Source organism: Rhizobium sp. 10PS4 (genome assembly GCF_032464805.1).
Taxonomy (GTDB): Bacteria; Pseudomonadota; Alphaproteobacteria; order Rhizobiales; family Rhizobiaceae; genus Rhizobium; species Rhizobium laguerreae.
The window spans coordinates 1-19,019 of sequence record NZ_JAWDIW010000014.1 but is presented as its reverse complement, the minus strand read 5'-3'; the positions used below and the strand labels follow the sequence as shown (position 1 = coordinate 19,019).

Below are 19,019 nucleotides of genomic sequence, written 5' to 3'. Positions count from 1 at the left end.
AATGTATGATGATTGGAATAATAGGATTATTGACGAGATGCCGGGAGGAAGCGTCGCAAAGCGGATCGAATTCGGATAATCAGGTTCGATTGCTTCGCACGCGAGACAGAGCGGAGAGGTGAGTTGGAAACAATCGAGCGACAGAGCGGGGCCGAAAGCCGCCGCATCGAGCGCCGCCCGCGCGTACGCCGGAACGTCACGGCGGCGATCGCTCAGGATATCTGTGCGGACCGCTATCCCGCGGGCTCGCCGCTGCCCCGTGAAAACGACCTCTGCGAACTCTATGGCGTCAGCCGCACCGTCATTCGCGAATCGCTGAAAGTGCTGGAATCCAAAGGCCTCGTCCGCGGCAAGCCGCGCATCGGAACCACCGTCTGCGACAAGGACGACTGGAATATCCTCGACGCCGACGTGCTCGAATGGATGGGTCCCTATATCAAGGATTTCGACCTGCTCGGCTGCATTCTCGAAGCCCGCCGCACCATCGAGCCGGCAGCGGCCGAATATGCCGCCGAGCGCGCCAGCGCCCAGGAGATCGCCGATCTCGACAATGCCTGGCGGCAGATGCGCGACAGCGCCCGCGACCCTGAAAGCTTTACCGATGCCGACGTCATGTTCCACACGGTTCTGCTCACAGCCAGCCACAATCAGGTTTTCCGCCGCCTGTCGAGCGCCATTCACGCGGCGCTGAAATATGCGCTGCATGCCTCCAATATCGGCGTCGAGAACCGCGAGGATGCGGTGCTGGTTCACGGTCAGCTGGTCGAGGCGCTACGCATGCGCGACAAGGCTGGCGCCCGCGAATGCGCCAACCGCATGCTCGATCTAGCGGTGCGCGATCTTGCCGCCGCCGAAAAAGCGATCGGCAGAACGAAATAACCGATCACGACAAATCTACGGACGCGCCGCCGATCGCAAACCCGGGAAGAGACTGAAAGAACAGCGATGAAGATCACCAAACTCACCACTTATATCGTCCCCCCGCGCTGGCTGTTTTTGAAGGTCGAGACCGACGAGGGCATCGTCGGCTGGGGCGAACCGGTCGTCGAAGGCCGTGCGCTCACCGTTCAGGCCGCCGTACATGAGCTGGAAGACTACCTGATCGGCAAGGATCCTTTCCTGATCGAAGACCACTGGACCGTGATGTATCGCGGCGGCTTCTATCGCGGCGGCGCCGTCCACATGAGCGCGATCTCGGGCATCGACCAGGCGCTGTGGGACATCAAGGGCAAGGCACTCGGCCAACCGATCCATTCCCTGCTCGGCGGCCAGCTTCGTGATCGTATCAAGGTCTATTCCTGGATCGGCGGCGATCGGCCCTCGGATGTCGCCAACAATGCCAAGGAAGTGGTTGCCCGTGGTTTCAAGGCGATCAAGCTCAATGGCTGCGAGGAAATGCAGATCGTCGACACCAATGAGAAGGTGGAGAAAGCGGTCGAGACCATCGCCACGATCCGCGAGGCGATCGGCCCGCACATCGGCATCGGCGTCGATTTCCACGGGCGCGTGCACAAACCGATGGCGAAGGTTCTCGCCAAGGAGCTCGATCCCTACAAGCTGATGTTCATCGAAGAGCCGGTGCTTTCCGAAAACAAGGAAGCCCTACGCGATATCGTCAACCACACCTCGACGCCGATCGCGCTCGGTGAACGCCTCTTTTCGCGCTGGGACTTCAAGCAGGTCCTTTCGGACGGCTACGTCGACATCATCCAGCCGGATCTCTCCCATGCCGGCGGCATCACCGAATGCCGCAAGATCGCAGCGATGGCCGAAGCCTACGACGTGGCGCTGGCGCCGCATTGCCCGCTGGGTCCGATCGCGCTTGCCGCCTGCCTGCAGGTCGATGCCGTCAGCTACAATGCCTTCATCCAGGAACAGAGCCTCGGCATCCACTACAACAAGGGCAACGACATCCTCGACTACATCTCCAACAAGGAGGTGTTCCAATATGCCGATGGTTTCGTCTCGATCCCGCAGGGGCCGGGCCTCGGCATCGAGGTCGACGAGGCCTATGTCATCGAACGCGCCAAGGAAGGCCACCGCTGGCGCAACCCGATCTGGCGGCATGCCGACGGCAGCTTCGCCGAATGGTGAGAGCGCATAACCCGAAAATCGGAACCGATTTTCGGAAAGGATTTGTGCGCAATTCAAAGTGATAGGGTCGCGCAAGCGGCCCTTTTTCATTCACCGTGTCGGATACCGTGGGTCTCGTCCGTCATAGTGGAAACTCAAAGAGGAGATTTCACGATGGCCAGAGCAATCGCAATCATCGTCGCCCGCATCATCTTCAGCTTCGTCTTCTTCATGGCCGCCGGCTTCAAGTTCGCCGATATCGGCGCAACGGCGGGCTATATCACCGCTGCCGGCTTTCCGATGGCGACATTCCTTACCTGGGTCGCCGCCTTCTTCGAGATCGCGCTGGCACTCGCTTTCATATCAGGGGCCTTCTTCACCGAGGCCAGCCTGCTCGCAGCCGTCTATGTGATCTTCCTCGCTTTCGCCTTCCACGGTCCGTCCCATTGGAAACAAAACCAGGCCGAATTCGGCTTCTTCATCGATCACTTTACCTTCCTCGCCGGCCTGCTCTTTGCCGCCGTCCACGGGCCGGAGAGATGGGCGTTGCAACACAGCCTGCTCAGGAGGCTCTAACGATCCGCTCTCCTTTCGGAACCAACAGCCCGTTCCGAACATTGGCTTAGCGGCAAAACGGCAAGGAGAGCCTGCCCATGGAGCTGAAGGGAAAGATCGCATTGGTGACAGGCGCCGGTTCCGGCATCGGCAAAGCGGCAGCGTTGCGGCTCGCTGCCGAAGGTGCAAAGGTCGCAGCATTGAGCCGCACCGCCGACGAGGTCGAAAAGACCTGCGCCGAAATTGAGGCCGCCGGCGGCGAGTCGATCGCGTTGACCGCAGATACCAGCGACGAAGCTCAAATGCGGAGCGCGGTCGCGCAACTGACCGACACCTTCGGCGGCCTCGACATCGTTGTCGCCAATGCTGGGATCAACGGTGTCTGGGCGCCGATTGACGATCTGAAACCGGATGAATGGGACAAGACCATCGCCGTCAATCTACGCGGCACCTATCTGACCCTGCATCTGACGGTTCCGTATCTGAAGCGCCATGGCGGTTCGATCATCGTCGTCTCTTCGATCAACGGCACCCGTACCTTCACGACGCCGGGCGCCACCGCCTACACCGCGACCAAGGCGGGGCAGGTGGCCATGGTCCAGCAGCTCGCCCTCGAACTCGGGCGCCATGGCATCCGCGTCAATGCCGTCTGCCCCGGCGAGATCGAGACCAATATCAGCGCCAATACCGATAGCCGCCATCGCGAGGAGACGGAGGTTCCGGTCATCTGGCCGGAGGGCGATATCCCGATTGCCGGCGGCAAGGCAGGCAAGAGCGAGGACGTCGCCGAAACCATCCTCTTCCTCGCCTCCGACCGTGCCCGACACATCACCGGTACGCCGATCTGGATCGACGGCGGCCAGGGTCTGCTGCGATAGCCTTGCAGTCAGGAACTCAGCCGTTCAGCCGGGCGCTGTCGAGCGTATACAGTTCCTGCGCGCGCTGGACGCCGCGCAACGCATAGCGTCCAACGCAGGCAAGTGCGATGCGCTGCTGCTCCGGTATCGCCGCGGCGAAATCGGAGGAGATCAACAGGTTGAGATCGACGGAACGACACATCGAGGCGATCCGGCTGACCTCATTGACGGCAGGTCCGATGACGGTGAAGTCCAACCGGTCCTGGCTGCCGATATTGCCGTAGAAGACATCGCCGATATGCAGGCCGATATAGACGTCAGTCGTCGCCCGGCCGTCGGCCGCACGCGCGGCATTCAGCGTGGTGAGCTTTTCCCGCAGCAGCGATTCGGCACTCAGCGCCGCACGACATGTCTCCGCCGGCACCTCGCCCTTAAAGATGGCGAGCACACCGTCGCCGATCAGCTTCAGCACGTTGCCGCCGGACTCGTGGATCGCCGTGATAACCGCCTCGCTATAGTCGTTGAGCAGCGGGATGATCTCCTCCGGCGGCACGCTGTCGGAGATCTTGGTGTAGTTCAGCAGGTCGGAAAACCAGAGTGCCGCGGAAATCCTTTCCGATTTGCCGCGGCTGATCTTGCCTTCCATCACCTGGCGCGCGGCGTCCTCGCCGAGATAGACCTCGGCGATGGTGCGGGCGATACGCCCGAGCGCGATGCATTTGATGGCCAGCCCCAGCACCGGCACCAGCTTGCGGAGGATGGCGAGATGGTGATCGGAAAAGCCCTCAGGATGTTTCGTCGCGAAATGCGAGAAGAAGCAATCCATCTCGCCGATCGTGCCGGCCTCGGAAAAACGATGCATCATCGCCACGAAATCGGTGTGACCGGCTTCAGCGATCGTATCGAGCATGGAGAAATCGATCGGATCGCCGAAGCCGAGACGCCGGCGTATCTCCCGTTCGTTGCGAGACCAAAGATGATAGAAGGCCGAACGCTGCCAGTTCGACGCCGCCTCCCCCGAGATCGTCGGACCATATTCGAACTCGGTCTGGATTTCCTCGATGCTGTCCCAGCGGAAGGCGCGGCCCTCATGCACCGGATGCAGCGTATCCATCAGCGCCAGGCCGCGGTCGAGCGGCAGGCCGGCATTACGGCAGGCCGCGCAGAAACCGGTCATCAGCTCGGCTTCGGAAACACCCTTCAGTCCCTGCTCGGTCACCCAGGCTGCAATCGTGCTGACGTCGCTATAATCCATGCCGCTCACCTCGTGTCAAAGCTGTAGCCCGATTTCGGCATCGAAGGAAAGCCAATTGGCTCAATCGGCCGCGGGCATATTGTGGGGCGTGACGATTTCAACTGATGAAAGCGAGGGCGTAACCGCGCGCGGCAAGGCAGTCGCCCGGCTCATAATCGCCCGGAAGGCCGAACGCGCATCGCTTCTGAGATCATGATGCAGCACGAAGCTGATCCGACGCGCCGCAAGCAGGGCGCGATTATCCGCGTCGAGATCATGGGCGACGAAAACGCGGACGGGGCGTTTGGCCATGTCGAAAGCTGCAAGCACCGCCCGGTTGCCGCCGCCGATCGAATAGACGGCGTTGATGGCGGGATCGGCCGCAAGCGCTGCCGCGGCAAGCGTTCCCGTCGCAGCATCGGTGCCGTGCCCTTCGCTGATTTCGGTAATGCGGATGTTGGGATAGCGGGCGCGGATGACGCGGCGAAAGCCGATTTCGCGCTCCTCCTCGCCGCGGAACCGTCCGCTCGACAGCGTTACCAGCACCTTGCCACCATCACTCCCGAGGAATTCGCCGACCAGGTAGGCGGCGGTCTCTCCCGCCGCCCGGTTGTCGGCGCCGGCATAGGCGATGCGGGCCGAATTCGGCAGGTCGGTCACTAGCGTCACGACGGGAATGCCGGCCGCATCCGCCCGCGCGACAGCGGCAGCCACCTCGGGGACGTCAGGCGCCTTGAGTACGATGCCATGCGTGCCGCGCAGCCGGATGCGATCGAGAAGCTGCACCAGCTCGGCCGGCTTCATCACCTCGGCAAAATGGAAGCGACAGCGGAAGACGCCCGGCAGAAAGGTCGCCATCTCCGCCTCGAAGGCGGCCCGCACCGCATCGCTGAAACGCTGCGGCGTCTCCATGACGATATCGATCGCCAGCATGCGGCCGCTGCCCATTGCCCCTGGCTGCTGCTTCTCCAGCTCCGCGATCGCCGCCTTCACCCGCATCTCGGTCTGCCGGCGCACACCCGGTCTGCCGTTCAGCACCCGGTCGACGGTCGCGGTGCTGAGCCCGGCCTGGAAGGCGATATCCTTGACGAGAAAGAGGTGCGCCATGCGCCCGGCCTGATGGTTTTTTGATGGATTTCTGATCTATATCACCTGGCATCGCGGCGTATAGTGCCTCCATTGGAAAGAGGGAGGAGCCCGCCATGAAAACCGACAACCAGCAGAAACTGCGCGCCGACCGCGTCTGGCTGAGCGAAGACGCCTGCGATCTCGATGAGTTTCGCGCCCTTGCGGAAAAGACGACGGCGCTTGCCGATTACCCCTCGGCGTCTGCGGTCGAAAAAAACGTGCTGATCTATGATAGCCGCAAGGTGATGACGGCGGCTGCAACGCCAGAAGGCCGACGCGCCGTGCTGGCGGAAATCTGCGAGGCCTTCGGCGAGGGTCCTGGTGTCGTCGTGTTCAAGCGCGCTTACGAAGACACCGGAATCATCGACCGCGCCAGCACGATCTTCAATGCGATCATCGAGGAACAGCACCGCACCTCGACCGGCGGTGGCGACCACTTCGCCAAGCCTGGCGCCAACGACCGTATCTGGAACTCGCTGGAAAAACATTGCCTCGCCGATCCGGTAAATTTCGCCGAATATTACGGCAACGCCATCATCGCCCTGGCAAGCGAAGCCTGGCTCGGCCCCAGCTACCAGATGACGGCGCAGGTCAACCGCGTCAATCCCGGCGGTTCGGCGCAGTCGGCTCATCGCGACTACCATCTCGGCTTTCAGTCCACAAAGGTCATCGAGCAGTTCCCGGCACATGTGCATCGGCTCTCGCCGGTGCTGACATTGCAGGGCGCGGTCGCCCATTGCGATATGCCGCTCGAAAGCGGCCCGACGCTCTTCCTGCCGCACAGCCAGACCTATGTACCGGGCTATCTCGCGCTGAAGCGGCAGGAGTTCCGGGATTATTTCGCGACCAACCATGTCCAGCTGCCGCTCGAAAAAGGCGACGTCGTCTTCTTCAATCCCGCCCTCTTCCATGCCGCCGGCACCAACCGCTCGACCAACATCAAACGTGTCGCCAACCTCCTGCAGGTCTCTTCCGCCTTCGGCCGGGCAATGGAAACCGTCAATCGCGAAAAGATGAGCGCCAGCTTGTTTCCCGCTTTGAAGGCGTTGCAGGGCAGACTCTCGCCTGACGAAATCGCCAACGCCGTCGCCGCCTGCGCCGAGGGCTACTCCTTCCCGACCAACCTCGACCGCGACCCGCCGCTCGGCGGACTGGCGCCGAAGACACAGGCGCAACTGATGCACGAGGCGCTGAAGGAAGGCTGGAGCGATGCAGTCTTTACGGCAGCACTTGCCGAGCAAGCGCAGAAGAAGTTGAGCTGATTTGGAAGCTTGAGCCTCTTACATCCGCACAGACATACAAGCCTCCCGCACCCGCGGGAGGTCATTCGTACGTCTCACAAAGGAGGAACCACATGAGCACAGACCACGGCCGCCTCGACGGCAAGATCGCCATCGTCACCGGCGGCACGCAAGGATTGGGCGCGACCATCGCCCGCCTCTTCGCCGAACGCGGCGCGGAAGGCATCGTCATCTGCGGCCGCAACGAAGCCAAGGGCAAGTCGAAGGCGGCGGAGATTTCGGCTGCGACCGGCGCCAGGATCGTCTACGTCAAAGCCGACCTCGGCAAGGTCGAGGATGCACAGAATGTCGTGCGCACCTGTGACGAGACCTTCGGTCGTGTCGATGCGCTGGTCAATGCCGCCGCAATCACCGATCGCGGCACTATCCTCGACACCAGCCCGGAACTCTTCGACGCCATGTTCGCCGTCAATGTGCGTGCGCCATTTTTCCTGATGCAGGAAGCGGTGAAGGTCATGCGCCGCGAAAACATCGAGGGCACGGTCGTCAATATCGGCTCGATGTCAGCCAAAGCCGGCCAGCCCTTCATCGCCGCATATTGCGCCTCCAAGGGCGCGCTGGAAACGCTGACGAAGAACACTGCCTACGCGCTCCTGCGCAACCGCATTCGCGTCAATGGTCTGAACATCGGCTGGATGGCCTCCGAGGGCGAGGACCGGATCCAGCGCGAATATCACGATGCCCCCGCCGACTGGCTGGAGAAGGCGGCGGCAAGCCAGCCCTTCGGCCGTCTCGTCGATCCGCACGAGGTGGCGCGCGCCTGCGCCTACCTGTCGTCGTCCGAATCTGGCCTGATGACCGGCTCGGTCATCTGCTTCGACCAGTCGATCTGGGGCGCTTACGACGGCTCGCCGCATCCGGTCGCGGCCCTCTGATGAAACCGGAGTCCGGCATTTCCATCGCCGGGCTCTGGCACCTCCAGCTTTTTGCCGCTAGGAAAAGAACGGCAGCATTCAGGGAGGAACTGGCATGGGCGACAATCCGATTTATGAGATCCGCGACGAAGGCTTCGGTGCAATGGTCATCGGCAGCGCCGCCATCGAGGAGCTTTATTCCGGCTGCCGCTGGACGGAAGGTCCGGTCTGGTTTTCCGACCTGAACTGCCTTCTCTGGAGTGATATCCCGAATGAACGCATGATGCGCTGGACACCGGATGGGACCGTCTCCGTCTTCCGCTCGCCCTCCAACTACGTCAATGGCAATACCCGTGACCGGCAGGGCCGGCTGGTCTCCTGCGAACATGGCGGTCGCCGCGTCACCCGCACCGAGACGGACGGCACCATCACCGTTCTCGCCGACAGCTACCAGGGCAAGCGGCTGAACTCGCCGAACGACGTCGTCGTGCACTCCGACGGCGGGGTCTGGTTCACCGATCCGACCTACGGCATCCTGTCGGATTACGAGGGCCACAAGGCCGAGCCCGAGCAGCCCACGCGCAACGTCTACCGGATCGATCCGGCAAGCGGAGCGATCGACGCCGTCGTTGCGGATTTCATCCAGCCGAACGGCCTTGCCTTCTCGCCCGATGAGACGAAGCTTTATATTGCCGATTCCGGCTCCGCAAAACATGAAGTACCGCGCCATATCCGCGTTTTCGACGTCATCGACGGCAGGGCGCTTGCCAACAGCCGCTATTTCTGCAGCCTCGATGTCGGCCATCCCGACGGCTTCCGTTTCGATCTCGCCGGCAATCTCTGGACGAGTGCCTCCGACGGCGTGCACTGCTTTTCGCCCGAAGGAACGCTACTCGGCAAGATCAGGGTGCCGCAGACGGTGTCCAACCTCACCTTCGGCGGCCCCAAGAAAAACCGGCTTTTCATCACCGCGACGCGTTCGGTCTATTCGATCTATATCAAGACGACCGGCGCGCAATATCCATAAATCAGGCCTTCGCCTTGTCGGGGCGGCCGTGCAGCGGCTCGGCGCGGTGCCAGTTTTCCAGGATGCGGCCATCGGTATGTTTCTGCCGCGCCCAGCGGATGCCGTTCGAGATCACCTTATGCACGGTCTTGTCGTGATAGATCGGGTACGTCTCGTGGCCGGGGCTGAAGAAGAAGATGCGCCCGCGGCCGCGCTGGAAGGTGCAGCCGCTGCGGAACACTTCGCCGCCGGAATACCAGGAAATGAACACCAGCTCGTCCGGTTGCGGAATGTCGAAGGGCTCGCCATACATTTCCGAGGCATTGACCTCGAAATAGGGCGGCAGCCCCTGGGCGATCGGATGCGAGGGATTGACCACCCAGACGCGCTCTAGGTCGCCTTCCGGCGTCTCGCGCCAGGAAAGGTTGGCATTGGTCCCCATCAGCCGGCGGAAGAGCTTGGAATGATGGCCGGAATGCAGGACCAGCAGGCCCATGCCCTTCAGCACACGCTGCTGCACGCGGTCGATCAGCCCGTCGCTGACTTCGTCATGCGCCATATGCCCCCACCAGAGCAGCACGTCGGTATCATCGAGCACGCTGTCCGGCAGGCCTTCATCAGGATCATCGAGCGTGCCGCGACGAATTTCGAAATCCGGATGGGCAATGCCTGACGCGATCGCTCCGTCGATACGATCGGGGTAGATCTCCTGAACTTGCCTGTGGAGTTGTTCGTGGCGTCCCTCGTTCCAGATGGTGACCTTGATTGTCATGGCATTCCTCGATGTCTAGGCTTTGATGTTTAGATCTTGATGTCTCGGGCGAAACTGTCAGGCGGTTGCCGGACGGATGACCCGGCCGGCGGAATCGAACAGATGGCAGGCGGCGGGATCGGCCGTCAGCGGCACGCGGTCGCCCGGCCGCACCGCGATATCGCCTTCGGCGCGCACCACGATCGGCTGCTGCTGCGAACCGACGGTCATGTAGGTCTCGACGCCGAGCCGCTCGACGATGACGACCTCGGCGGTGAAATGTCCCTGGCCCTCGGCTGCGATCTTCAGATGCTCCGGCCGGATGCCGAGCTTGGCCTCGCCCTGCGGCACCGCGCCACCGGCATCGGGAAGATCGAGCGAAAGCCCGATCGGGCTGTCGAGATGCAGCTTGCCCGCCGACGGCCGCGTGGCGGTGACGGGAATGATGTTCATCTTCGGCGAGCCGATGAAGGTCGCGACGAATTCATTGTCCGGCTGATGGTAAAGCGACATCGGCGCGCCCTTCTGTGCCACGAGACCCTTGTTCAGCACGACGATGCGGTCTGCCATCGTCATCGCCTCCACCTGGTCGTGAGTGACGTAGACGACGGTCGCCTTCAGCTCGCGGTGCAGGCGCTGCAGCTCGGCGCGCATCTGCACGCGCAGCGCCGAATCGAGGTTCGACAGCGGCTCGTCGAACAGGATCAGCGCCGGTTTCTTGATGATGGCGCGGCCGATCGCCACGCGTTGACGCTGGCCGCCGGAAAGGGCGGCCGGGCGGCGGTCGAGGTAATCGGTGAGCTGCAGGATTTCGGCCACGCCTTCCACCTGCCGGCGGATTTCCGCCTCCGGCACCTTCTTCAAGCTGAGCGAAAAGCCGATGTTTTCGGCAACGCTCATATGCGGATAGAGCGCATACGACTGGAACACCATGGCAATGCCGCGCTTGTCGGGCGGCACGTCGTTGATGCGTTTGCCGTTGAGGATGAGGTCGCCCTCGTCGATGCCTTCGAGGCCGGCGATCATCCGCAGCAGCGTCGACTTGCCGCAGCCGGACGGACCGACGAAAACCGCGAATTCGCCGTCTTCCACGGTGATGTCGACGCCCTTGATGACCTCGAGCGCGCCGTAGAATTTGCGAACGTTTCTGAGATTGATCATCTGTTTCTCTTTCTTGATCTCAGCCCTTCACGCCGCCCGAAAACGTCTGGACGAGGAAGCGCCGCGCAAAACCGAAGGCGACGACGGCGGGCAGCAAATAGATGAATGCCAGCGCGGTCAGCAGGCCGTAATCGATCTCGTTGATGCGCAGGAAGGCGCGGAAAAGACCGAGCGGCAGCGTCTGCAGCTCCGGCGACGACAGGAAGATCAGCGGCAGCAGGAAATCGCCCCAGGCCGACATGAAGGCGAAGAGCCCAGCAGCAGCAAGCCCTGGCAGCGCCAGCGGGATCAGCACCCGGCGGATGCGCTGGATGAGTGTCGCCCCATCCATCAGTGCCGCCTCCTCGTAGTCCCTCGGCAGCCCGTCGAAGAAGGTCTTCATGATCCAGAGCGCCAGCGGCAATTGCATCGTCGCCAGCACCAGGATCAGCCCGAGATAACCGTCGATGAAGCCGGTCCAGCGCATGATGTCGCGCGCATAGCTGCCGAAGATCGGCCTGAGCACTGCTGCTTCCGCATTGTTCAGCGTCAGCAGGAATTTGTAGAGCGGCACGACTAGCGCCGTCGGCGGCAGCACCCGGATGAGCAGGATCGCGTAGAGGAAGGTTAGCTTCCACCAGGCCCGGGTGCGCGACAGCGCATAACCGCCGAGCCCTGAAAGCACCATGACGAGCAGCGTCGCGCTAGCGACCACGAAGAGCGAGTTGAACAGCCACTTCGCCCCGTCTTCCTTGGCGAAGACTCTGATATAGTTAGCGAAGGTCCATTGCTCCGGCCAATGCAGGAAGAGCTGCGCGTTGCCGTCGAGCGAGGCGAGCAGCACCCAGAAGAAGGGCACGGCGCAGAAGATCGAGATCAGCGACAGTGTCGCATAGGCAATGAGGTCGGAGCGACCCTTGTTTGCAGTTTCGCTCGGGGAAACGACGGCCATGTCAGACCTCCACCTTCATGGCTCGGACATAGGCGATACCTAATATCAGCGAGATGACGAGCGCGACGACGGCGACCGCAGCACCATAACCCAGCTGGAACGCCGTGAAGGATTGGTTGTAGATATAGATGCTGACGACCTCGGTCGCCCCGCCCGGCCCGCCGCGCGTTAGCGCATAGACGAGGCCGAAGACGGCGATGGTGGAGACGGCCGAGATCAGCATGTAGAGCAGGATCGTCGGCATCATCAGCGGCAGGGTGATGCGGCGGAACATCTGCGATGGGGTGGCGCCGTCCATGCGGGCCGCCTCGTAGATCTCCGCCGGAATGGTGCTGAGGCCGGCCGTCAGCAGGATCATCGCCGTGGCGATGCCGCGCCAGGTGTTGACGACGATGATCATCGACAGCGGGAAGACCTGCAGCCAGTCGGCCGGCGTGATGCCGAAAAAACTGACAATGCGGCTGAGTGTGGCATTGTCGCCGCCCGCCAGCATTGAGATCCACATGAAACCGGCGACGACTTCAGGGGCTGCATTCGGCAACAGGATGATCGACGAGAACACCCGCCGAAAGCGGATCGGCCGGCGCAGCGCAATTGCCGAGATCAGGCCGAGCACGAACTGGCCGATCACCGCTGAACCGATGACGAAGACGAAGGTGACGAACAGGGAATTCCAGAACTTCGCGTCGTTGAAAAGCCGCGTGTAATTCCTGAGACCGACGAAGCGGGGCCGAAGGGCCGCGGCCCCGGTCAGCGCTTCATTGGTAAAGCTCAGATAGATCGAATAGAGGGCCGGATAGATGACGAAGGCCAGAAGCAGCACCAGCGATGGCAGCAGGATCAGCAGCCATTGCCGCTCGGCGCGCTTTTCATGAGAGTTTCGGGCCATGGAAGCTCACAAACCTTATCGATGGAACCGGCTTATCGAATGAAAGCGGGAAGACGCGGGCGTTGGCGCCGCGTCCCCGTCGTGGCGGAAGAGAGGGTGCCGGAACTTACTTGACCATGTCGTCGCCGAGCGTTTCCTTGACGTAGTCGACAAGGATCTTCTGGGCGCCGGCGGCATCGGTTTCCTTGCGCAGCAGCGCTTCGGTAGCGCGCGCCACACCTTCCGAGACCGTGCCGAAACCGGAGGCCTGTTTCAGAAACACGCCATTTCCGGCGGCGGCATGGATCGGAACCAGCTCCGCCAGCTTCTGGAACTCGGCATTGTCAGCCGCATCCTTGCTGGCCGGGATGTTGCCGATGCGGGCGGCGTAGGAAACCTGCGTCTCGATCGAGCCGATCTCCATCAGCGCCTTGATCGCCAATTCCGTATTGGCCGACTTGGAATTGACGGCCCACGGCGCAGCGAGATTGGCAAGTACGTACTGGCCGCTGCTCTGGCCGGGAACCGTCCAAGTTCCCACAACCTTCGTTACGTCAGGGATCGGGTTCTTGCTCTCGCGACCCCAGTCGAAAATATAGCACCAGGAGCCGCAGGTGGTCGCGCCGAGCTTGCCTTCCGGGAACATCTGGTACTTCGGCACGACCCAGGGCTCAGGTCCGAGCAGCGGCTGCGTCGGCATCAGATCCTTGTCGATCAGTTCCTTGTAGACGTTGAAGACATCCTTGATGCCTTCGCCATTCAGATCGAGCTTGCCGTCGGCATCGACCAGCTGCGGCGTCTTGGAACCGACGAGCAGGTGCTGGAAGCCTTCGTCAAAGGCGCCGCTTCCCCAGGAAACGCCGGCCGGAAAGAGCAGGCCGTAGGCGCCGGTCTTCTGCTTGATCTCGGCCGCGCGGTCGAGAAGTTCCTGCCAGGTCTTCGGCTGTTCGGTCGAGATGCCGGCTTTTTCGAGAACGTCCTTGCGGTAATAGATTTCCTGAATGCCGAGCATGAACGGCATCACATAGGTTTCGCCATCCGGGCTGACAGCAAGCTCCTTGGCGACGTCATAGAGGTTGGCGTAGCCGTCCCAGGCCTTGAACTCCTTGGTAACAGGCGCGAGGTAACCGGCTTCCACCATGTCGGCGACGGCAGCCGTCGTCGGGATGGAGAACAGGTCGGGCGCGTTGCCGGCGCCGAGCTCGGTCAGGAGCTTGGTCAGATAATCCTTGTCGGGTGCCGGATATTCGATGACCTCGACGGTGACGCCATATTTCTTTTCGATCCGCTCGACCGTCGACTTCATCGCATCGATGCCGGCCTGACCATGATTTGCAATTCGGATTGTTTCTGCCTGTGCCAGCGTCGAAACCGCGCTCAACAGAATGGCGCATAGGCCGCCAAGAACCATTTTCTTCAACGGAAGTCCTCCCTTTTGTAGAGACACGGCGCCCTCCAGCACCGGTCGTGAAAATGTACACGCATTCCAAATGCTGACAAGACGGTTTTTGAAAAGATTCGAATTCGAGTTTTAATACGCTGATATTGCTTATTTATTTAGATATTGCCATCGCTATACTGTTTGTGTAATCGTGTGCACAATGCATTCAGGGAGGAATTTTCATGACTAGGAAATTACGCCTCGGCGTCATCGGCGCTGGCTTGAAGGCGGCGGAATATGCCGAGAGCTGGGTCAAGATGCCGGAGATCGAATTTGCCGCACTTGCCGACACCACGGCGGCGTCGCGCCAGCGCCTGATCGACGTCTGCCTCGCCGCCGGCGCACCCGAACCGAAGGGCTTCGAGGATTATCGTCAGATGCTCGCGGAATGCCGGGGCGAACTCGACATCGTCTACGTCTCGACCCCGCACGCCTTCCATGCCGAGCAGGCAACTGCCGTCGCCGAGGCCGGCCTCGACCTCTTCCTGGAAAAGCCGATGGTGACGACAGTCACCGAGGCCGAGAGGCTGATCGCCGCGCAGAAAAAGAGCGGCGTCACTATCGTCACCGCCTTCCAGGGCGGGCTCTCGCCGCTGGTGCTCGACACGCGCCGGCGGGCTCTCGCCGGCGAATTCGGCGAGTTGATCGCCATATCGGGCATGATCTGGGAAAGCTGGTCGTCCAATTACGACGGCCACTGGAAGCAGCAGCCTGATATCTCCGGCGGCGGCTTCATGTTCGACACCGGCGCCCATATGATGAACACGGTCTGCCTGCTCGCCAATTCCGATTTCGACAGCGTGTCGGCCTACATGAACAATCACGGCAGACAGGTCGATATCGCCACCGCCGTCTCCGCCCGGCTGAAGAACGGCGCGCTGGCGACATTGACGGCCGCCGGCGAAGGCCCTCCGGGCTGCGCTTCCTACATCACCTTCTTCTATTCGAAGGCAATCGTGCGTATCGACGCCTGGGGCGGCTGGCGCGAGATCAGTATCGGTCGTACCGCCGAGCCGCGCGAGCAGGCTGAGATTCTCGGCAACCCGATGAAGAATTTCCTCGCCATTCGCGAGGGAAAGATGGAAAACTCCGGCTCCGTTGAAATGGGCCTCAGATTCGCTAGGCTATGGGATGCAATCAAGGAATCGGCAGCGGCCGACGGCGCTTCCGTCAGGATCGTCGCCCAATAGGCGCTGAAGATGAGCGGAATGAACAGACGGCGGATCACTTCGAAGGAACTGGCGAAACTCGCCGGCGTCTCTTCCGCCACCATTTCCCGCGCCTTCTCGCCGGATTCGCGCATCGGCAGCGCCACGCGCGACCGCATCCTCGCCGTCGCCCGTGAACATGGCTACCAGCCGAACGCGATCGCCCGCTCGCTGAACAACCAGCGTTCGCGGCTCGTCGCCCTGGTCGTCAATGCGATCGGCAACCCTTGCGAGGCCGAGGAGCAGCAGCTTCTCGTCCACCGCCTGCAGGCGAGACAATTGCTGCCGATCATCCTCTGCTGCGCCGATCATTCCGACCGGCTGCAGCTGATGCGCCTTGCCTCTACCTATCAGGTCGATCACGTCGTGGTCTTCTCCGACATGGTGTCGATGCAGGATGCCGTCGACATCTTCCACACGACGAAGCCAATCATCGTCTCCTTCGAGCCGCTCGACAACGAAAACGTCTCCAGCATCCGCATCGACGGCGCTGAGGCCGCCGACGAGATCATCGACAAGCTCGTCCGCGACGGTAAGAAGCGCTTCGCCTACCTCTCCGGCACCAATTCAAGCTGGATCGACAAGCTCAGACGCAAATGGTTCGCTGACGCGCTGGCCAAGCGCGCCCTTGCCTTCGAGGCACAGGCCTTCGGCGACTACTCCTATGATTCCGGCTTCAAGGAAGCCGTGCTCCTGCTGCACCGGGACAAAGTCGACGCCATCATCTGTGGCAACGATGTCATGGCGATCGGTGCGCGCGATGCAGCCCGCCGGGTGCTCGGCAAGAACACCCCTGATGATATCGCCATCGTCGGCCAGGACGGCATTGCCATGGCTGCCTGGGATTGCAATGACCTGACCACGCTGAGTCTCGACCACGTTGCCTTCATCGATGCCGTCGTCGAACTGATCGAACGCCATGACGCCGAGGTCGAAGGCCCGCACAGCATCACGCTCACCTGCACCGCCCGCTGGGGCTCGACCGCCTGACAGCTCGCATACCCATTGCATCAAGGAGGAATAGTATGACTCAATTTTCACGCGCCGAAAGGCGCCGCGCGGTCCCTGATGCCGTAACCGGGAGAGCCTGAAATGCGTTCCGTCGTTTCCTTCAATGAAGGCTGGAGTTTCCACGAGGGCTTCGGCCAGCGTTTGCTCGAAGCTTTCGATGCGGCCAAGTCGGTCAGCCTGCCGCATACCGCCGTCGAACTGCCCTTCAGCTATTTCGACGAGACCAGTTATCAGCGCGCCTTCACCTACCAGAAGGTGCTGCGCTGGCTGCCAGAATTCGAGGGCCGCGAGGTTTCGCTCGTCTTCGACGCCGCCATGGCCGACAGTGTCGTCTATCTGAACGGCGAAGAAATCATTGCCCATAAGGACGGCTACACCCCCTTCGAGGCCCGCCTCACCGGCAAGCTCGTCAAGGGCGAGAACCTCGTCACCGTCAAGATCGACGGCAGCGAAAACCCCGACATTCCGCCTTTCGGTGGCCGCATCGATTATCTGACCTATGCCGGCATCTACCGCGATGTCTGGCTGAAGGTCACCGACCCGGTCTCGATCCGCAATCTCAAGATCGAAACCACAGACGTTCTCCGCCCTGAGAAATCGGCGACCATACGCGTCGACATCGCCAATCCCGAGGGCCGCAGCTTCTCGGCGACCGTCACCGCCACGCTGAAGCAGGCCGACGGCACGGTGGTCGCCACCGCCGCAACCGAAACGATCGGCAGCCGCACCACGCTCTCCTTTGGCGGCCTCACCGGCATCGCCCTCTGGGACATCACCGATCCCACGCTCTATGACGTCACCGTCGAGCTCAGGACCGAACACGGCTCCGACCGTGTCTCGACCAGGTTCGGCTTCCGCACCGCCGAATTCACGCCGGAAGGTTTTCTCCTCAACGGCAAGCCATTGAAGCTGCGCGGCCTCAACCGCCACCAGGCCTTCCCCTATGTCGGTTATGCCGCCGGCCGCTCCGCCCAGGAGCGCGACGCCGACATCATGAAGACGGTGCTGAAGTGCAATATCGTCCGCACCTCGCATTATCCGCAGTCGAAATGGTTCCTCGACCGATGCGACGCTATCGGTCTGCTGGTTTTCGAGGAGATCCCAGGCTGGCAGCATATCGGCGATGCCGACTGGCAACAGGAATCGATCGAAAACGTCCGCCGCATGATCGAGCGCGACTGGAACCATCCCTCGATCATCATCTGGGGCGTGCGCATCAACGAATCGCAGGATAATCACGATTTCTACGCCGAGACCAATCGGTTGGCCCGCGAACTCGACAGCACCCGCCAGACCGGTGGCGTCCGTTATCTCACCGAGAGCGAACTGCTCGAAGACGTCTATACGATGAACGACTTCATCCTCGGCAACGAGGAACTGCCGGGCGCCAACCGCCCGCGCACCGCACTGCGCGCCCAGCAGGAAAATACCGGACTGTCCCACAAGGTGCCGTACCTCATCACCGAGTTCAACGGCCACATGCACCCGACGAAGATTTATGACCAGGAGCAGCGCCAGGCCGAGCATGTGCGCCGTCACCTGGAAGTGCTGAATGCCGCCTATGGCGATCCCGATATCTCCGGCGCCATCGGCTGGTGCATGTTCGATTACAACACCCACAAGGATTTCGGCTCCGGCGACCGCATCTGCTATCACGGCGTCATGGACATGTTCCGCGAGCCAAAATTCGCGGCCTATGCCTATATCAGCCAGTGCGACCCTTCCGAGGAGATCGTCATGAAGCCGGTGACCTTCTGGGCGCGCGGCGAACGCAATATCGGCGGCGTGCTGCCGCTGATCATCCTGACCAACTGCGACGAGGTGGAGCTGCAATATGGCTCGCTTTCCAAGCGTATCGGTCCGGACCGCGAGAACTACCCGCATCTGCCGCATCCGCCGGTCGTGCTCGACCATCGGCACTTTACCGCCGACGAGCTCGGCACCTGGGGTCTCGAATGGATCGACGGCACATTCACCGGTTATATCGGCGGCGAGCCGGTGGCCAGCCTGACGCTGGCGGCCGATCCGTTGCCGACGACGCTGGAGGTGGTTGCCGATAGCTCGACGTTGAAAGCCCGCGAACGCGACAGCACGCGCGTCGTCATCCGCGCCCTCGACCAGCGCGGCCAGCGCCTGCCTTTCATGAACGACAGCATTTCGCTGAAGGTGCACGGCCCGGCAAGGATCGTCGGCCCGACCAACGTGCCTCTGCAGGGCGGCACCGCCGGCTTCTGGCTGGAGGCGACGGGGTTCACCGGCGAGATCACCGTCGAAGCAGTCTCCTCGCGTTTTCCCCCGGTGAAGGTCGGCGTGACGGCCGCCTAGCGCATAACCCCGAAAATCAAGATCGATTTTCGGAAAGGAATTATGCGCAAACTCAAAGTGTTAGAGCGTCCTTAGCGCGTCTTTCGAGACGCGCGGCGCTCTAACGGTCGTCAAGCGATGCGCGCCTGTGTTTCGGGATCGAAGAACACGGCCTTATCGAGATTGAAGGCGAGGCGGGTGTTTTGTCCGGGTGCGATGCCGGTATCGGCGCGCAGGCGGGCGACGACGGATTTGCCGCCGAGCTTGGTGACGGCGAAGGTGTCGGAGCCTGCCGGTTCCACCACCTCGATCAGGCAATCGCCCTCGGTCAGCGAA

The 19,019-nt window shown here is 61.8% G+C and carries 17 protein-coding genes and 1 pseudogene; 10 read left to right on the top strand and 8 right to left on the bottom strand.

What is annotated here, in order from left to right:
* The first annotated feature begins 123 nt into the window (after nucleotides 1–123).
* The 4 genes from RWJ89_RS25195 (at nucleotide 124) to RWJ89_RS25180 (ending at nucleotide 3,506) form a co-directional block, all read left to right on the top strand.
* Entirely contained in the window at nucleotides 124–879 is a 756-nt protein-coding gene (locus RWJ89_RS25195; protein WP_003543153.1) for a FadR/GntR family transcriptional regulator, read from the top strand.
* 66 nt (nucleotides 880–945) lie between these two features.
* Complete coding sequence (dgoD, locus tag RWJ89_RS25190) at nucleotides 946–2,094, top strand: galactonate dehydratase (RefSeq protein ID WP_024322962.1); 1,149 nt, start codon at nucleotides 946–948, stop codon at nucleotides 2,092–2,094.
* Nucleotides 2,095–2,247: 153 nt separating this feature from the next.
* Entirely contained in the window at nucleotides 2,248–2,649 is a 402-nt protein-coding gene (locus tag RWJ89_RS25185) for a DoxX family protein (RefSeq protein ID WP_316031638.1), read from the top strand.
* 77 nt (nucleotides 2,650–2,726) lie between these two features.
* The gene (locus RWJ89_RS25180; protein ID WP_168258616.1) at nucleotides 2,727–3,506 is read left to right on the top strand and encodes an SDR family oxidoreductase; all 780 of its coding nucleotides are present in this window, start codon (nucleotides 2,727–2,729) and stop codon (nucleotides 3,504–3,506) included.
* 16 nt (nucleotides 3,507–3,522) lie between these two features.
* Here the strand turns inward: RWJ89_RS25180 and RWJ89_RS25175 are convergent, their stop codons facing one another.
* Nucleotides 3,523–4,740 (bottom strand): adenylate/guanylate cyclase domain-containing protein, encoded by a 1,218-nt coding sequence (locus RWJ89_RS25175; protein WP_168258615.1) that lies wholly within the window; start codon nucleotides 4,738–4,740, stop codon nucleotides 3,523–3,525.
* A 60-nt stretch (nucleotides 4,741–4,800) separates the two neighbouring features.
* Complete coding sequence (locus RWJ89_RS25170) at nucleotides 4,801–5,826, bottom strand: LacI family DNA-binding transcriptional regulator (protein ID WP_131623679.1); 1,026 nt, start codon at nucleotides 5,824–5,826, stop codon at nucleotides 4,801–4,803.
* Nucleotides 5,827–5,921: 95 nt separating this feature from the next.
* On the opposite strand from RWJ89_RS25170, the gene RWJ89_RS25165 reads away from it, so the two are divergent.
* From RWJ89_RS25165 to RWJ89_RS25155, 3 genes are all read left to right on the top strand, one after another.
* Nucleotides 5,922–7,109, top strand: a complete 1,188-nt coding sequence (locus tag RWJ89_RS25165; protein ID WP_131664491.1) for a phytanoyl-CoA dioxygenase family protein — start codon at nucleotides 5,922–5,924, stop codon at nucleotides 7,107–7,109.
* A gap of 92 nt (nucleotides 7,110–7,201) precedes the next feature.
* Nucleotides 7,202–8,023: an SDR family oxidoreductase gene (locus RWJ89_RS25160; RefSeq protein WP_168258613.1), complete on the top strand. Its 822-nt coding sequence runs from the start codon at nucleotides 7,202–7,204 to the stop codon at nucleotides 8,021–8,023.
* Between the two features lie 94 nt (nucleotides 8,024–8,117).
* Nucleotides 8,118–9,029, top strand: coding sequence for an SMP-30/gluconolactonase/LRE family protein (locus RWJ89_RS25155; RefSeq protein WP_168256427.1), 912 nt, complete (start codon nucleotides 8,118–8,120; stop codon nucleotides 9,027–9,029).
* Between the two features lies 1 nt (nucleotide 9,030).
* On the opposite strand, the gene RWJ89_RS25150 is transcribed toward RWJ89_RS25155, so the two are convergent.
* The 5 genes from RWJ89_RS25150 to RWJ89_RS25130 form a co-directional block, all read right to left on the bottom strand.
* Nucleotides 9,031–9,780, bottom strand: a complete 750-nt coding sequence (locus tag RWJ89_RS25150) for a ThuA domain-containing protein (protein ID WP_168256428.1) — start codon at nucleotides 9,778–9,780, stop codon at nucleotides 9,031–9,033.
* 57 nt (nucleotides 9,781–9,837) lie between these two features.
* The gene (locus tag RWJ89_RS25145; RefSeq protein WP_316031637.1) at nucleotides 9,838–10,920 is read right to left on the bottom strand and encodes an ABC transporter ATP-binding protein; all 1,083 of its coding nucleotides are present in this window, start codon (nucleotides 10,918–10,920) and stop codon (nucleotides 9,838–9,840) included.
* 19 nt (nucleotides 10,921–10,939) lie between these two features.
* The gene (locus tag RWJ89_RS25140; protein ID WP_316031636.1) at nucleotides 10,940–11,851 is read right to left on the bottom strand and encodes a carbohydrate ABC transporter permease; all 912 of its coding nucleotides are present in this window, start codon (nucleotides 11,849–11,851) and stop codon (nucleotides 10,940–10,942) included.
* A gap of 1 nt (nucleotide 11,852) precedes the next feature.
* On the bottom strand, nucleotides 11,853–12,740 hold the full coding sequence (locus RWJ89_RS25135) for a carbohydrate ABC transporter permease (protein WP_018243685.1): 888 nt from the start codon (nucleotides 12,738–12,740) through the stop codon (nucleotides 11,853–11,855).
* A 106-nt stretch (nucleotides 12,741–12,846) separates the two neighbouring features.
* A complete protein-coding gene (locus RWJ89_RS25130) occupies nucleotides 12,847–14,139 on the bottom strand; it encodes an ABC transporter substrate-binding protein (RefSeq protein ID WP_316031635.1) in 1,293 nt (430 codons plus the stop codon).
* 203 nt (nucleotides 14,140–14,342) lie between these two features.
* On the opposite strand from RWJ89_RS25130, the gene RWJ89_RS25125 reads away from it, so the two are divergent.
* The 3 genes from RWJ89_RS25125 (at nucleotide 14,343) to RWJ89_RS25115 (ending at nucleotide 18,704) form a co-directional block, all read left to right on the top strand.
* Nucleotides 14,343–15,350 carry a Gfo/Idh/MocA family protein gene (locus RWJ89_RS25125; protein WP_168256432.1) on the top strand — a complete coding sequence of 336 codons (1,008 nt, stop codon included), beginning with the start codon at nucleotides 14,343–14,345 and terminating at the stop codon, nucleotides 15,348–15,350.
* A gap of 9 nt (nucleotides 15,351–15,359) precedes the next feature.
* Nucleotides 15,360–16,358, top strand: coding sequence for a LacI family DNA-binding transcriptional regulator (locus RWJ89_RS25120; protein WP_168256433.1), 999 nt, complete (start codon nucleotides 15,360–15,362; stop codon nucleotides 16,356–16,358).
* 102 nt (nucleotides 16,359–16,460) lie between these two features.
* Nucleotides 16,461–18,704: a glycoside hydrolase family 2 protein gene (locus tag RWJ89_RS25115; RefSeq protein ID WP_316031634.1), complete on the top strand. Its 2,244-nt coding sequence runs from the start codon at nucleotides 16,461–16,463 to the stop codon at nucleotides 18,702–18,704.
* 110 nt (nucleotides 18,705–18,814) lie between these two features.
* Here the strand turns inward: RWJ89_RS25115 and RWJ89_RS25110 are convergent.
* Nucleotides 18,815–19,019: pseudogene (locus RWJ89_RS25110) on the bottom strand (sugar ABC transporter ATP-binding protein); the annotation flags it as partial.

What these genes read in the sequence shown, in the direction of transcription:
- dgoD (WP_024322962.1), top strand. Translation starts at nt 946, where the DNA reads ATGAAGATCACCAAACTCACCACTTATATCGTCCCCCCGCGCTGGCTG.
- RWJ89_RS25185 (WP_316031638.1), top strand. Translation starts at nt 2,248, where the DNA reads ATGGCCAGAGCAATCGCAATCATCGTCGCCCGCATCATCTTCAGCTTC.
- RWJ89_RS25180 (WP_168258616.1), top strand. Translation starts at nt 2,727, where the DNA reads ATGGAGCTGAAGGGAAAGATCGCATTGGTGACAGGCGCCGGTTCCGGC.
- RWJ89_RS25175 (WP_168258615.1), bottom strand. Translation starts at nt 4,740, where the DNA reads ATGGATTATAGCGACGTCAGCACGATTGCAGCCTGGGTGACCGAGCAG.
- RWJ89_RS25170 (WP_131623679.1), bottom strand. Translation starts at nt 5,826, where the DNA reads ATGGCGCACCTCTTTCTCGTCAAGGATATCGCCTTCCAGGCCGGGCTC.
- RWJ89_RS25165 (WP_131664491.1), top strand. Translation starts at nt 5,922, where the DNA reads ATGAAAACCGACAACCAGCAGAAACTGCGCGCCGACCGCGTCTGGCTG.
- RWJ89_RS25160 (WP_168258613.1), top strand. Translation starts at nt 7,202, where the DNA reads ATGAGCACAGACCACGGCCGCCTCGACGGCAAGATCGCCATCGTCACC.
- RWJ89_RS25155 (WP_168256427.1), top strand. Translation starts at nt 8,118, where the DNA reads ATGGGCGACAATCCGATTTATGAGATCCGCGACGAAGGCTTCGGTGCA.
- RWJ89_RS25150 (WP_168256428.1), bottom strand. Translation starts at nt 9,780, where the DNA reads ATGACAATCAAGGTCACCATCTGGAACGAGGGACGCCACGAACAACTC.
- RWJ89_RS25145 (WP_316031637.1), bottom strand. Translation starts at nt 10,920, where the DNA reads ATGATCAATCTCAGAAACGTTCGCAAATTCTACGGCGCGCTCGAGGTC.
- RWJ89_RS25140 (WP_316031636.1), bottom strand. Translation starts at nt 11,851, where the DNA reads ATGGCCGTCGTTTCCCCGAGCGAAACTGCAAACAAGGGTCGCTCCGAC.
- RWJ89_RS25135 (WP_018243685.1), bottom strand. Translation starts at nt 12,740, where the DNA reads ATGGCCCGAAACTCTCATGAAAAGCGCGCCGAGCGGCAATGGCTGCTG.
- RWJ89_RS25125 (WP_168256432.1), top strand. Translation starts at nt 14,343, where the DNA reads ATGACTAGGAAATTACGCCTCGGCGTCATCGGCGCTGGCTTGAAGGCG.
- RWJ89_RS25120 (WP_168256433.1), top strand. Translation starts at nt 15,360, where the DNA reads ATGAGCGGAATGAACAGACGGCGGATCACTTCGAAGGAACTGGCGAAA.
- RWJ89_RS25115 (WP_316031634.1), top strand. Translation starts at nt 16,461, where the DNA reads ATGCGTTCCGTCGTTTCCTTCAATGAAGGCTGGAGTTTCCACGAGGGC.